The sequence below is a fragment of the Dorea sp. AM58-8 genome, assembly GCF_003464045.1.
Lineage (GTDB): Bacteria > Bacillota > Clostridia > Lachnospirales > Lachnospiraceae > Claveliimonas > Claveliimonas ammoniilytica.
In genome coordinates this window covers 18,948-32,413 of record NZ_QSDM01000012.1, presented here as the reverse complement: position 1 = coordinate 32,413, position 13,466 = coordinate 18,948, and the positions used below count along the sequence as shown (strand labels likewise).

General features: G+C 43.0%; 13 protein-coding genes. 10 read left to right on the top strand and 3 right to left on the bottom strand.

Features of this window, described 5'->3' with window-relative positions:
* The first annotated feature begins 68 nt into the window (after positions 1 to 68).
* Positions 69 to 1,127 (top strand): Gfo/Idh/MocA family oxidoreductase, encoded by a 1,059-nt coding sequence (locus DXA18_RS09890; RefSeq protein WP_024720768.1) that lies wholly within the window; start codon positions 69 to 71, stop codon positions 1,125 to 1,127.
* A 60-nt stretch (positions 1,128 to 1,187) separates the two neighbouring features.
* Complete coding sequence (locus DXA18_RS09885) at positions 1,188 to 2,630, top strand: thioester reductase domain-containing protein (RefSeq protein WP_024720767.1); 1,443 nt, start codon at positions 1,188 to 1,190, stop codon at positions 2,628 to 2,630.
* 136 nt (positions 2,631 to 2,766) lie between these two features.
* On the opposite strand, the gene DXA18_RS09880 is transcribed toward DXA18_RS09885, so the two are convergent.
* Positions 2,767 to 3,768: a helix-turn-helix domain-containing protein gene (locus DXA18_RS09880; RefSeq protein ID WP_024720766.1), complete on the bottom strand. Its 1,002-nt coding sequence runs from the start codon at positions 3,766 to 3,768 to the stop codon at positions 2,767 to 2,769.
* A 209-nt stretch (positions 3,769 to 3,977) separates the two neighbouring features.
* Between DXA18_RS09880 and DXA18_RS09875 the strand changes: the two genes are divergently transcribed.
* The 8 genes from DXA18_RS09875 to DXA18_RS09840 all read left to right on the top strand — a co-directional run bounded on the left by DXA18_RS09875 (position 3,978) and on the right by DXA18_RS09840 (position 11,669).
* Positions 3,978 to 4,562, top strand: a complete 585-nt coding sequence (locus DXA18_RS09875) for an MptD family putative ECF transporter S component (protein WP_024720765.1) — start codon at positions 3,978 to 3,980, stop codon at positions 4,560 to 4,562.
* Positions 4,562 to 5,302 (top strand): energy-coupling factor transporter transmembrane component T, encoded by a 741-nt coding sequence (locus DXA18_RS09870; protein ID WP_024720764.1) that lies wholly within the window; start codon positions 4,562 to 4,564, stop codon positions 5,300 to 5,302. Before DXA18_RS09875 ends, DXA18_RS09870 begins: the two co-directional genes overlap by 1 nt.
* A 12-nt stretch (positions 5,303 to 5,314) precedes the next feature.
* Complete coding sequence (locus DXA18_RS09865; protein ID WP_024720763.1) at positions 5,315 to 6,787, top strand: ABC transporter ATP-binding protein; 1,473 nt, start codon at positions 5,315 to 5,317, stop codon at positions 6,785 to 6,787.
* A complete protein-coding gene (locus tag DXA18_RS09860; protein ID WP_024720762.1) occupies positions 6,784 to 8,529 on the top strand; it encodes an ABC transporter ATP-binding protein in 1,746 nt (581 codons plus the stop codon). The genes DXA18_RS09865 and DXA18_RS09860 overlap by 4 nt, the downstream gene beginning before the upstream one ends.
* A gap of 14 nt (positions 8,530 to 8,543) precedes the next feature.
* The gene (locus tag DXA18_RS09855) at positions 8,544 to 10,280 is read left to right on the top strand and encodes an ABC transporter ATP-binding protein (RefSeq protein ID WP_024720761.1); all 1,737 of its coding nucleotides are present in this window, start codon (positions 8,544 to 8,546) and stop codon (positions 10,278 to 10,280) included.
* A gap of 11 nt (positions 10,281 to 10,291) precedes the next feature.
* Positions 10,292 to 10,672: a metal-dependent transcriptional regulator gene (locus DXA18_RS09850; protein WP_024720760.1), complete on the top strand. Its 381-nt coding sequence runs from the start codon at positions 10,292 to 10,294 to the stop codon at positions 10,670 to 10,672.
* 512 nt (positions 10,673 to 11,184) lie between these two features.
* Positions 11,185 to 11,364 carry a hypothetical protein gene (locus tag DXA18_RS15550; protein ID WP_024728260.1) on the top strand — a complete coding sequence of 60 codons (180 nt, stop codon included), beginning with the start codon at positions 11,185 to 11,187 and terminating at the stop codon, positions 11,362 to 11,364.
* Between the two features lie 5 nt (positions 11,365 to 11,369).
* Complete coding sequence (locus DXA18_RS09840; RefSeq protein WP_243007088.1) at positions 11,370 to 11,669, top strand: hypothetical protein; 300 nt, start codon at positions 11,370 to 11,372, stop codon at positions 11,667 to 11,669.
* 14 nt (positions 11,670 to 11,683) lie between these two features.
* Here DXA18_RS09840 and DXA18_RS09835 read toward each other — a convergent pair whose 3' ends face one another.
* Both DXA18_RS09835 and DXA18_RS09830 read right to left on the bottom strand, forming a co-directional pair.
* Positions 11,684 to 13,063, bottom strand: coding sequence for a relaxase/mobilization nuclease domain-containing protein (locus tag DXA18_RS09835; RefSeq protein WP_024720758.1), 1,380 nt, complete (start codon positions 13,061 to 13,063; stop codon positions 11,684 to 11,686).
* Positions 13,030 to 13,353, bottom strand: coding sequence for a plasmid mobilization protein (locus DXA18_RS09830; protein WP_024720757.1), 324 nt, complete (start codon positions 13,351 to 13,353; stop codon positions 13,030 to 13,032). Before DXA18_RS09830 ends, DXA18_RS09835 begins: the two co-directional genes overlap by 34 nt.
* Positions 13,354 to 13,466: the final 113 nt, after the last annotated feature.

Here is a 13,466-nt window from a genome sequence, read left to right as displayed (position 1 = left end):
GTTTACTTTATTCTCTTTGATTAAGATTATGAATTATATTAAACAAAGTAGATAGGATGAAATTAAATATGGAAAATAAATTTTATCGGGTTATAGTTTGTGGGACAAACTTTGGAAGAATATATATAGAAGGTATCACAAGAAAAACTACAAAATGTAAGTTGGTTGGGATATTATCAAAAGGGAGTCAACAATCTAGAAAGTGTGCAGAAAGTAATGGCGTTCCATTATATACAAATGTTTCACAAATAAGTAGCAGTGAAGTAGATATTGTATGTGTGGCTGTAAAATCATCTATTACTGGTGGAAAAGGAACGGAAATTGCTAAAGAGTGTTTAAAAAAAGGAATAAACGTGATTCAAGAGCAACCAGTTCATTTTACAGATGCGAAGGAATTGTATGCAATAGCAATAGCGAATAAATGCCATTATTATATTAATAATTTTTATTCAAAGCTACCGTCTGGTATGGCAGCTATTAGATATGCAAATAAAATTCTTCATTTAGCGGATCCGATTTTAGTAGAAGCAGAATGTAGTATACAAGTATTGTATCCTCTTTTGGACATTATAGGGAAAATGTTGGGAGGGATTACACCATGTAAAGTATATAAGACAGGAGAAAAAAATGGAATATTAACAATACTGGAAGGGAGCATAAACGAAATTCCGTTGATATTGAAAGTTGAAAATAGAATGGTTTCGCAAGACTCAGACAATTATGCATTATTATTTCATAGAATCGTAGTTTTTACAAAAAGCGGTCAATTAGTTATGGATAATTCCATAGGAGCTGTACTGTGGGAACCGCGATATTTTATCCCTAAGAAAGATAATATACTAGAGCTGTTTGGAGACAATGAGTATTCAAAACAAAAAGTAAGTGAAGTGTTAAACGAAGAATGCCTTCAATACACATATCAAGACATATATGAGAATATATGGCCGGAGGGAATAGCCAATGCCTTTGATGAATTTATTACTATAATTAAAGAAAAATGTGATCGACAGTTTATACAATACCAATTGAATTTATGTAAGTTATGGAATGATATTGGCACATGTATAGGACCTACACATGATATTTATCCCGATAAATTTCCGCCAATTTGTATTAAGGGGCTTTAAATTAAGGATTATTTATGTAGAACATATAATGATAATAGTAGGAGAAACAATAAAAGCCATATGAGAAAAAACAAGTATACTGTATATGAATTACAAGATGAAATAAAAAAAATATGGAGCGAAGAACTGGGAAAGGATTTGAAAATAAATGAAAATTATTTTCTGATAGGAGGAAATAGTTTAAATGCAATTCGGATAGTTGGGGAAATAAAAAAATTATTTGATAATTCCATAGATATACCATTTTCATATATTTTTTCTTATCCTACAGTAGAAAAACTAAGTAATGCCATATATGAAATTTTAAATGGTTGCTTAAAAGCAGGGTTGACATCAAAAGAATTAGAGATGGAAGTAAAATTGGATATAGATTTAAAAGGAAAGAGTGTGCCAATAAAAAAAGAAGTATGTCTATTGACGGGAGCAACAGGAAATTTAGGAAACTATCTGTTGAAAGAAATATTAAGGCAAACTAATATGGAAATATATTGCTTGATAAGGGCGAAATCAATGGAAGCTGCACAGGACAGATTAGAAGGAGTATTAAATAAAATTAATATGTCACTTTATGAAGAAGCAAGAGTTCATATCGTTTTAGGCGATTTGGGAGAACCTAATCTGGGAATGGACATGGATGTTTATGAGAAATTAGCTGAAAAAGTTGATTGTATTTATCATAATGGAGCAAAGGTACATTTTTTGAGCGATTACTATGAATTAAAGAATATAAATGTAAATGGAACAAAAGAAATAATACGGTTTGCAGGATATAAGAAAATAAAAGCAATATTTTATATTTCCACAATATCAATTTTTTCAAAATTTAGAACAAACGATAATATAATTATGGAAAATGATGATATTTCTGATCCGGGTATTTTACCTATTGGTTATACACAAAGTAAATGGGTTGCAGAGGGACTGATATGGAAAGCAAAAGAATGTGGAATCCCTGTAATGGTTTACAGATTGGGGCATGTTGTTGGGGATTCGGAAACAGGAGTATGTAATGATGGAGACTTTATTTTTAGAATAATAAAAAGTTGTTTAATTCTAGGAGTATATCCTGATATTAAAGGAAGCATAGCGCCGATTGCGATAGATGATGTCGCGAAAATTGTGGTAGGAATATCCCAAATAGAAGATCAATATGGCAAGACATATCATGTTATAAATACGAAAGAGATTAGCTTTCAAGATGCTGTAGATATTGTAGATAGGATAGGGATTTGCTTGCAACCTTTAGAAAAAAACGAATGGATAGAAATTGCGAATAATAGAGATGATTTGCCTATAACGTTATTTCTTGATTTTTTTGATGATAAATATTGGAAACAAGAAAGACAGATAGAATTTTCAACAGAAAACTTACGCTCTGAATTAAAAAAAATGAATCTAGAAATTAAACCCATGACATATGAACTTATATATAAATATTATGCGTATATTAAGAATAAAGAGCAATGGAAAGAAGAAACTATTGAAGAAGGAATAATTGATTAAAGCTTATGCAAAATTTATAGGTACTTTTATAAATTATAATAATCAGAGTCACTTCCTATAATATAAGAAATGACTCTGACTTCATTTGTCATGAGTTTCTAATAAAAATATTTATTGTGAAAAATGTTAGAACCCGTCAGTTGGAAGTATTTCTCTCTAAATTTTTGCGGCGCTTAAATTCTAATGGCGAAGCGTTGAACTGCTTCTTAAATGCCGAAGAAAACTTGCTTTGATTCAAATAACCAACTTGTTCTGCAATTTCCGATACAGATAAGTTTGTAGTAGTGAGTAATTCAGCAGCTCGTTGCATACGAATTTCACGTAAATAAATTGATATATTTTGACCATAAACTCCGCGAAAGTAGTTCTTCAGGCTGGTTTCACTGACGGAAAACTGTGCAGCCAGTTCCCACGCAGGATGGTGTTGGCGCAGATCAGAAGTGATGATTTTTTCCACACGTTTTGCAATGTCTACCTGTGTTTCTGTGAAGAATGTGCAGGATTGGGAAGGTGGTATTTCTTTCAGATTTTGAAGCAGTGAAAACAGGGCAAGGGTATAGATTTTCATTTGTGGGATTGCCAGCGGAACAGAAATATCCAGTAATGACCACAGCTTTTTTAAGACTTCTTCTATCTCAGTCGTAACCGACGCAATATAAGTACCCCCATCCGGGCAGTAAAGATCTCTGAGTCTGTGGAAATCAATATCAAATTCAGCCTCTACCCAGGAGCTTTGAGCATTTACGGTATCCATATCCACAAAAAACTCAATTCCTTCATAGATTCGGCGGGGATAAACGTATTGCTGTCTGGCGAATCGTTCGGTTAAGGATATCTCCCCATCTTTCACATACACAAAGTTCCCGTTATTCAGGATGAGTTCGCATCGCCCTGTTACACAGTAATTTAAGAGTAATGGTCCTGTTTCCATGGAGCCATTATCGTGAAAGTCTGGGGCTGTCCAGGCAGGAGAGTTCACAAAAATATAAGCCAATGTAACTCCTGGGAACAGAGGGAAAAAAGTCATGGAACCTTTCCCGTCTCTCTCCTTTAGAATGAGTTCTGCGCTAAATTCGCCTCGTTTTATAGATATACCTGGAATTTCAATGCTTTTCTTGATAATTTCATCTATCTTCATTTTCTAACTCCTGTCATTTGGTCTGTTAACCGCTCTGTTTGAGCCTTGCACTTCTATTATAAGATCACAGTCAAAGTCAGTCAACAGAAAAACTCGGTGCTGTTTGGAGCTAAAAAGATGATTGGTTGTAGAGAATCAGCCGGTACTATGCTATTCTATAAAAAAGGTTAGAAGATGCTAACTGAAAAATGAATGTGGAGGTATTCATCATGAATAACAAGTTACAAGCAAAAGACCTCATTAACCTTGGTCTGTTCACGGTTCTTTACTTTGTCATTGGCTGCTGTGTCGCCATTCCGATTGGGTTTGTCCCGATCTTTCTTCCTGTTCTCGGAAGCCTGTGGTCGCTGATTACCGGTATCCCTTTCATGCTGTTCCTCACAAGGGTTAAGAAATTTGGCATGGTTACAATCATGGGTGTTTTGAGCGGTCTGCTGATGGGACTTACCGGCATGGGGTTTTGGGGTGTTCCTATGGGACTGATTTTCGGCCTGCTTGGGGATCTCATTTTGAAATCCGGCGACTATAAAAGCGCAAAGAAAAGCATCCTTGGTTATGCTGTATTTAGCCTGTGGATGGTAGGTACATATATTCCGATGTATTTTATGGTCGAGGACTCCTGGGCAAGCTTTGCCGCCAGCTTCGGGGAAAAATATGCCGATCGGGTAATGGCGGTTATGCCGATGTGGAGCATTATCCTTGTGGTTGCCGGGATTTTTGTCTTTGCCATTTTGGGCGGACTGCTTGGAAAAACGCTTCTGAAAAAACATTTTGCGAAAGCGGGCATCGCATAATGGAGGGGGTATCCTTTTCCGCCACAACGGACAAAAGGAAAGGAATCCGGCTCGACCCGCGTACGAAGTTGATTTTGCTGTTGACGGTTACTACATTGATGTTCAGCACCAGCAACGAAGGGATTATGAATTTTGTAAAACCTGTGTTAAGCCTAATCCCCTTTGTGCTGATCCTGTCGGAACGCCGTTTCAAAACGGCAGGCAAGTACCTGCTTTTATATCTCGCCTGCTTTGCACTGGAACGCATAGCGCTGACGACATTAAGCGATCTGCTGTCCTTTGTGGTTTTGGCGATGACATCCATTATGACGCGGTTTGCCCCTGGTATTATGACGGGGGCCTGGCTGCTTTCCTCCACCTCAGTCAGTGAGTTTATCGGTTCGATGGAACGTATGCACCTGACAGAGAAAATCGTCATCCCTTTGTCTGTTATTTTTCGCTTTTTCCCTACAATCAGCGAAGAATACCAGGCAATCAGTGATGCAATGAAAATGAGGGGTATCCGGTTTGGAGGGAAAAATCCATTTTTGATGGTGGAATACCGTCTTGTACCGCTGATGGTGTCTGTTGTGAAAATTGGAGATGAACTTTCCGCCGCTGCACTGACGCGGGGGCTTGGCGCTCCGGTCAAACGGACTAACGTATGTCAGATTGGTTTTCATGTTCAGGACATGATTGCGATCCTGCTCTGTGCTATATGTTTCGCTCTGTTTTTGCTGGGACAGTATTTTTCTTTTTAAGGGGGTGAGCTTATGATAAAGATTGACCATATTTCATTTTCTTATGGAGAAGAGAATGAAAATACCGGCGGTGTTCGGGATATTGATCTAAATATAGAGGATGGTCAGTTTGTTGTCCTTTGCGGTGAAAGTGGGTGTGGAAAAACTACGGTCACCCGCCTGATTAATGGACTGATCCCACATTATTATGAGGGAAAGATGACGGGAGAAGTATGGGTAAATGGAGCCAAGGTTTCCGAACAGCCCCTTTACGATACAGCTGCAGTTGTGGGCAGCGTGTTTCAAAATCCCCGGTCCCAGTTTTTCAATGTGGATACCACCAGTGAAATTACATTTGGCTGCGAAAATCTTGGACAGCCAGAAAAAGACATCCGGGAACGGTTGGCAAAAACGGTTCGGGACTTCCGGCTGGAGAAGCTGATGGATCGTAATATCTTCCACTTATCTGGCGGGGAGAAACAAAAGATTGCCTGTGCCGGGGTATCCATTATGGAACCGGATGTTCTCGTTATGGACGAACCCTCATCTAACCTGGATGCGGCTTCCATCCTTGATTTGAGAAAGATTCTTGCGTTTTGGAAATCGCAGGGGAAAACAATCATTGTATCGGAACATCGACTTTATTATCTTCGCGGTCTAGCGGATCGGTTTATCTATCTGGCAGACGGGCAGGTGAGTCATGATTATTCTGCGGCAGAATTTGAGCAGCTCACGGAGCAGCAGCGTTCCGATATGGGACTGCGCACGTTTGCTTTGGAGCGTCTCCTGCCTCCGGTTTTACCGCAGCAGGAAAAGACCGCCCTTGCGCTTCGTAATTTCCACTTTGCCTATAAAAACGAACCGGAAACCTTACATATCATGGATTGTGAAATCCCTACGAACCGGATCGTTGGAATTATCGGGAATAACGGCGCCGGGAAATCCACTTTTTCACGCTGTTTCTGTGGCTTGGAGAAGCGCTGTGGGGAGATTGTCTGGAACGGAAAGAAATACCGTCCGAAAGACCGGCTGAATACCTGCTATATGGTCATGCAGGAGGTAAATCATCAGCTTTTCACCGAGTCGGTCCTTGATGAAGTGCTGATCAGTATGGAGGAAGCAAACCAGAAGCGGGCAGAAGAAATCCTAAGTCGGTTAGATTTACTGGATTTTAAGGACAGGCATCCCATGTCCCTGTCCGGTGGCCAGAAACAAAGGGTTGCGATTGCTTCGGTAATCGCTTCAAAACGCTCGATCCTGTTTTTTGATGAACCGACCAGCGGCCTTGATTACAGGCATATGAAAGAGGTTGCAAATGTATTACGGCAGGTCAGGGATGCCGGAATCACTGTGTATGTCATTACCCATGACCTGGAACTGATTTTAGATTGCTGTACGGACATCATTCATTTTGAGGATGGTTCGATTATTGACCAGTACGGAATGGATGAAGATGGCCTCAGAAAAATAAGAGAATACTTCATAAAGGGGGTATCTGAAAAATGAAGGAAGAAAAGAAAGCGTCGCCAATAAGTGTTTTATTGGGATGGGGCAAACCGTATCACGGAAAATTCATCGGCAGTGTCGTCCTTGCGGTTTTGGGTGTTGCTTGTCAGATGGTGCCTTATTTCTGTGTGGCGCATATCGTCACAATGATGTTGGACGGGGAGCAGGATTTTTCCCGTTATGTGACAGCTTGCATGGTCGCACTTTGCGGCTACCTGGGGAAAGTGCTGTTTTCCAGTCTGTCAACGACTATTTCCCATACAGCGGCCTATTACACGCTGCGGGATATCCGGGAGAGGCTGACAGGGAAACTGGCCCGCGTTCCGATGGGAACGATCCTGGATACTCCGTCCGGTCAGTATAAAACAACGATTGTTGACCGGGTAGAAGGGATGGAATCCACGTTTGCACATCTCATCCCGGAGATGACCGCAAACATCCTGGTTCCGGTGGTAATTGTCGTGTATCTTTTCATTATGGACTGGCGCATGGCGCTGTTGTCCCTTGTTACGCTGGTAGTCGGTCTTGCCGTAATGTCTGTCGGTATGATGAGTTACCCAAAGAAATGGGAGGGTGCGGTCAAAGCCGGAAAAGATATGGCGAATGCCATTGTGGAATATATCGGCGGGATTGAAGTCGTCAAGGCGTTCAGCCAGTCAGCCGGTTCCTACAAGAAATATTCGGACGCCGTGAATTACAATGCGAATTACTATGTGGAATGGATGCGGGAAAACCAGAAAACCATGAGTGCCTACAATGCGATCCTTCCCTCAGTGCTGATCTGTGTGCTGCCCTGTGGGTTTGCCTTCTGGCTGTCCGACAGCCTGGAATTATCTGCGTTCCTCTCCATTGTGATTTTCTCCCTGGGGCTTGTGGGACCGATCATGTCCGTCTTTACCTTTACGGATGACCTGGCTGTACTGGGAACCAATGTGGAGGAAATCAGCCAGCTATTGAACGCGGAAGAACTGAACCATAAAGATACGCCAGTAAATCTGGCAGATACCAGTATCGGACTCGACCATGTTTCCTTTTCCTATGATGGGGAAACTGAGGTGCTGCATGATGTGAGCCTTTCCATTCAGCCGGGAACCATGACCGCCCTTGTAGGACCGTCCGGTTCCGGAAAATCTACCGTGGCGAAGCTGATCGCTGGGTATTGGGATGTTACGTCCGGTAGTATTACCCTGGGCGGCCATGAACTGAAGGAGATACCGCTGTCTGAAATTGTCGCCCAGATTTCCTATGTATCGCAGGATAATTACCTGTTTAACCGCAGCATCCGGGAAAATATCCGCATGGGCAGGCCGGACGCCACAGATGCGGAGGTGGAGCAGGCAGCAAAACAAAGTGGCTGTAACACCTTTATCCGCAAGTTGGATCAAGGGTATGATACCGTTGTCGGCAGCGCCGGTTCCCATCTTTCCGGCGGTGAGCGACAGAGAATCGCCATTGCCCGCGCCATGCTGAAGGACGCCCCTGTGGTCATTTTGGACGAGGCGACAGCATATATCGATCCAGAGAATGAGGCAGTTGTGCAGAAAGCAATCTCTGCCCTGACAGTGGGTAAAACGCTGATCGTGATTGCCCATCGCCTGTCTACCATTATCGGTGCGGACAATATTGTGGTGGTCAAGGATGGAACTATCCATGCCCGGGGAACGCATGATAAGTTACTGGAAACCTGTCCCCTTTACCGGGATATGTGGCAGGCGCATATCGGCGCAAAGGATCATATGTAAGGGGGTGTTGTCAAATGTATGGAACATTGAAAAAAATTTTTGCGTTTGCTGGCAGCAAAGAGGGACTGCTGAAAAAATCCCTGCTGTTTGCGTTCCTCTCCGGCCTGTTTGCGGCTTTACAGTTTGCCGCCCTCTTTATCGTGGTGGAGGCGTTGGTATCCGATAACCGGGACAGCCGGTTTATCTGGATTTCTTTGGGCATCATGGCTGTTTCCCTGGTTGGAAGGATCATCACGACCTATTTCTCCACGATGGAGCAGACGGAAACCGGCTACTGTATGGTGGCGGAAAAGCGTATCCACATCGGAGACCGGCTGCGTTACATCCCGATGGGATATTTTAACAAGAACAGTATCGGGAACATTACCGCTATCGTTACCACCACGTTAGGGGATGTGGAAAATTCGGCGGCGCGTGTGCTGGTATCTGTGTTGGGCGGATTTTTCAATTCGGTGGCGCTTGTCATCGTTTTGGTGGTTTTTGACTGGCGGATCGGTCTGATTGCCGCAGTCGGCGTCCTGCTTTATCTTGCAGCGGCGGAACTGGCGCTCCGCAAATCTGAGCGCTTAAGCGGAGTGCGGCAGCATACACAGGAAAGCCTTGTGGAATCCGTCCTGGAGTATATCCAGGGGATGGGGATCGTGAAAGCCTTCGGTATGGAGAAGGACAGCACACAGTCCATTGACAGCGCAATCAAGGCAAGCTGCCGGGACAATTTGAAACTGACAAAAGCCAGTGTCCCCTATGATGCCCTGAAACAGGTTGTTGTCCGGGTGTTCAGTGTTTTGCTGCTCCTGGCCTCCATTTACTTCTGGCTGAACGGTTCCCTGTCATTGGCCTATGGCGTGATTTTGGTGATCGCTTCCTTTATGGTGTTCAATGATCTGGAAAACGCCGGAAACATGGCCTCCCTGCTGCAAATGCTGGCGGCTTCTATGGATACGGCAAACTCTATTGACGATACGCCGGTCATGGATGAAAAGGGCGCAGATGTGGTTCCGGCATCCTCGGAAATTATATTTGATAATGTGGACTTTTCCTATGCAGACCGAAAAATTCTGGATCATGTCAGCTTTACGATCCCTGCCGGAACGACCACTGCCATTGTCGGCCCGTCCGGTTCTGGCAAGACGACTATGTGCAACCTGATTGCCCGATTTTGGGATGTAGACGCCGGGAGAATTACGGTTGGCGGCAAAGATGTCCGGGATTTTAAACTGGACAGCCTGATGAAGAATATCGGCATGGTATTTCAGAACGTGTATCTGTTTGCCGATTCGATTGAGAACAACATCAAATTCGGCTGCCCGGATGCCACGCACGAACAGGTGGTAGAGGCGGCGAAAAAGGCTTGCTGCCATGAATTTATTTCCGCCCTGACCGACGGGTATGATACGGTGATCGGGGAAGGCGGAGGAACCCTGTCCGGTGGTGAGAAGCAGCGTATTTCCATTGCCCGCGCCATATTGAAAGACGCCCCGATTATCATTCTGGATGAAGCCACAAGCAGCGTTGACCCGGAAAATGAAGAAGAATTGCAGCGGGCGATTGCGGAATTGACGCACGACAAGACTATTATTATGATCGCCCACCGCCTGAAAACCGTCCGGGGTGCGGATCAGATATTGGTATTGGATGATTCCCATATCGTTCAGCGCGGCACTCATGCAGAACTGATCCAGCAGAAGGGTCTGTATGCGGACTTCGTATCCGAAAGGCAGGAAGCTATCGGCTGGAAACTGGCACAGTAAAGGAGGCGGCAATGAAGATTTATGCGTCGGGCGAGGATTATTTGGAAGCAGTCCTTGTATTGCAAAAGGAAAAAGGCATGGTTCGCTCCGTTGACCTTGCCCGACACATGGGATTCAGTAAACCGAGTATCAGCCATGCAGTAGGTGTGTTAAAGAATGGCGGTTTTCTGACCGTGGATGAAGATGGATATCTCCATCTGACCGAAGACGGGCGGGAGGTTGCTGAGAAAATTTATGAACGGCATCAGTTCTTTACGGAGCAGCTTGTAGCTGTCGGGGTTGATCGGGAAACCGCAGAAAGGGATGCCTGTCGGATAGAACATGCAATCAGCGAAGAGACTTTTCAGAAATTGAAAGCTTCGGTTGAAAAACAGAGCAATGATACAGCATAACTTGAATGAATTATTTAGCACAGAAATTTGCATCTAATCAACAGATATTATCTATATATTGTGATTGAAATGTTGACGCAAACAAAATACAGTGCTATGATAATTGCGTAAATAGTTTTATTTGGGAAATATCCTGAATAAGAAATTTCATTCTGGAGAGGTCCGGGATTTGAAAGTAGATTGTGCGAAAAGTACAGGAGAAGTCTGTTCGGACTTCTGTAATATTGATTCGGGCATCAGCCTGAAAAGACAGAAAAGACATCAAAAAGCAAAGAATTGTTTTTTGGTGTCTTTTTTTATGTTCAGGCTGGCAAAAGGAGGGAAGACAAGAACAACCTTTGATCGAATATATTTATATAATGGATTGGAATGTGGAAAAGTGGAGAACCCAAATACCTTTTACCCGAATTGTATTGTACGGTAAGGAACCTGGAAGAGAGATTTTTCAAAGAAGCGGCCGAAAGAATTACAAGGGATTGTAGGAAATAAAAGATTGGAGGAAACAGAAACGTATGGCAAATACCAGATTATTTGACAGCTGGCAGATTGGGATGGATCTGCCGGCACCTTTTGACAGGGCGATAGATGGAGGCGTGCGGTATTCAACGAAGGAAGAGGACTGTTCCTGCTACAACAAGGCGATAAGGGGGAAAAAGCAACACTCTTTCCCGTCGTGCTCCGTGCGGTGCTGAACCTGATGCGGGGAGGACTGGTCGATGGAAACATCGCTGCGGGAGCGCAGCTTGCCGCAGACCGGCAGGCTGCGTTCTACTGTATGGAGTACACGAAAGCATATCAGAGAAAAGCAGCTTTTGCGAAACAAAAGAAGCAGCAGAGGCGAGCAAGACAGAAAAAAGAAACAAGAGATAATCTGGCTAAAGAAGAAATCTTGCAAGATGACAGATTTTTCTTTATTGCCGGTTATACCTCCGGAGGTGCACCGTATGGTGTCACCTGGGAGGAAATGGGTCTGAAACCTTGGGAAGAAAATGAGTGAGTTGCAGTGCAATCTTATTGACCTCTTGTGACAGAAACGGATTCCCGTTTTGCCGGAAGTAAGTCTGAATTGATTTCCGGAGCATCGAGCAGCACAGAGAAATTTTGCTGAATGATTTCCAAGGTTTTCTGCTTTTTCTGCAATTCCTGTTTTTCCCGGACAGTAGCAGCCTGTTCAGATTCAAGATTTTCAATCAGCTTTTGGACTTTATTAGGGCTTGGGATTTTGGTAACGCCGAGATCCTGAAGCTCTTTTTTTAGTGAATCGTGGAGCTGGTATTCTGCCTGATGTTTGGTGCGGTATGCTTTTGGATTTTTAGCAGATTTACAATCTTCAATTACTTTACGGCAAAGCCGATAAGAATCACAGTGTTTCTGAATGACTTTCTGCGTGCTCAGTTCACTGTTGATTTGTGCTATTCTTTGGTCGGCAACTTTCACAGAAGCTTCAATGTCAGATACATGCTGCCTGAAATCGTCATAATTCAGCAAGTTATTTTCGGAAAGATAGTTGAAGGTGCGGGCCGCCTCTTTCAAATTATTGAGCTTTGCCCATCGTTCAAATCCTTCTCGATTGCCGGTTGTAACATACGTGGAGATATTGATATACAGGCGGGCTTCTCTGGACAGATGCTTTGGAGCTTTTACTTTGCTACGATTTTTTGCCAGGCGGATGCGAACATTTTCTTCGGAATAATAGCTTCCGAGAGATTTCATATAAGTGAAGTTTTTCTGCTCTGGTGCACGGAAGGACAGGTGCTTTCCTTGGCGGATTTCATATCCGGCTAACTGCATCTTTTGCAGAAATTCCTCATAGTTGATGGAAACCCAGATTGCCTTATCAACCGCAACACGTAGCTTGGCTTTCCAACTGGTGCCACGATGATATTCCATGTTCTCTTTATAGTTTTTACCTTTTTCTCCGGTTGGCATACTGGTGGCAAGTCCATTTTCATGACAGATACGATTGCTGATTCTACAAAGTTTGTGGTAGCTCCGTTTATTGGAAACATACTTGTGATGATCAACAAAGCTTGCAGCGTTGAAGAGGATGTGATTGTGAATATGATTTTTGTCAACATGAGTACTGATCACGTATTCATATTTTCCTTTCAGTACTTCGTCTGCAAATTGTTGCCCTAAGCGATGAGCGGTTTCGGCATCAACTTCTCCAGGCTTGAAGGACTGGATCAGATGAAATGCCAGGTTATCACCTTTGTCCATTCCATTCTTTTTTGCCATTTCTCTTGTCATAGAAAATTCAAGATCTGCAGTTTCCGGGGAACAGCCAAAACTGGAAACTAACAGTTTTTCATCTGTTTTATCTGGATTCGTGATGTAGTCCAGAGCTTTCTTGTCTGTTACTTTAACGGGGAAGATCTTAAGATACGCCATAATTCTTTCACCATCTCTTTCAATTCTTGCATTTCTTCCGGATATAGATCTCCGGTGATATTTACCTTTTTTGCAATCTGGTTTATATTTACACCAATCTTGTGCATTTCCTCATACTGTTTCTTCAGTGGAGTGGTATCGGTGTTGACGATATAACCGTCGATTGCCATTTTTCGCAGATAAGCTCCCATGTTTTTGGTTTTTGATTCTATCATCTTCCTGCGGATTAGCTTCCTTTCTTCTTCGGTGACATAAAAATGAATTTCTTTGTTTCTCTTTCTTTCAGCCATTGGTGGGTTCTCCTTTCTGAGAGGGCAGTAGTATCGTTGCTTTCAGCGTTTTTTCAATTTAGGGCAGGGTACCCTAAATTGGGATTTTCCGGAAGTGTATCCTCACTTCCTGT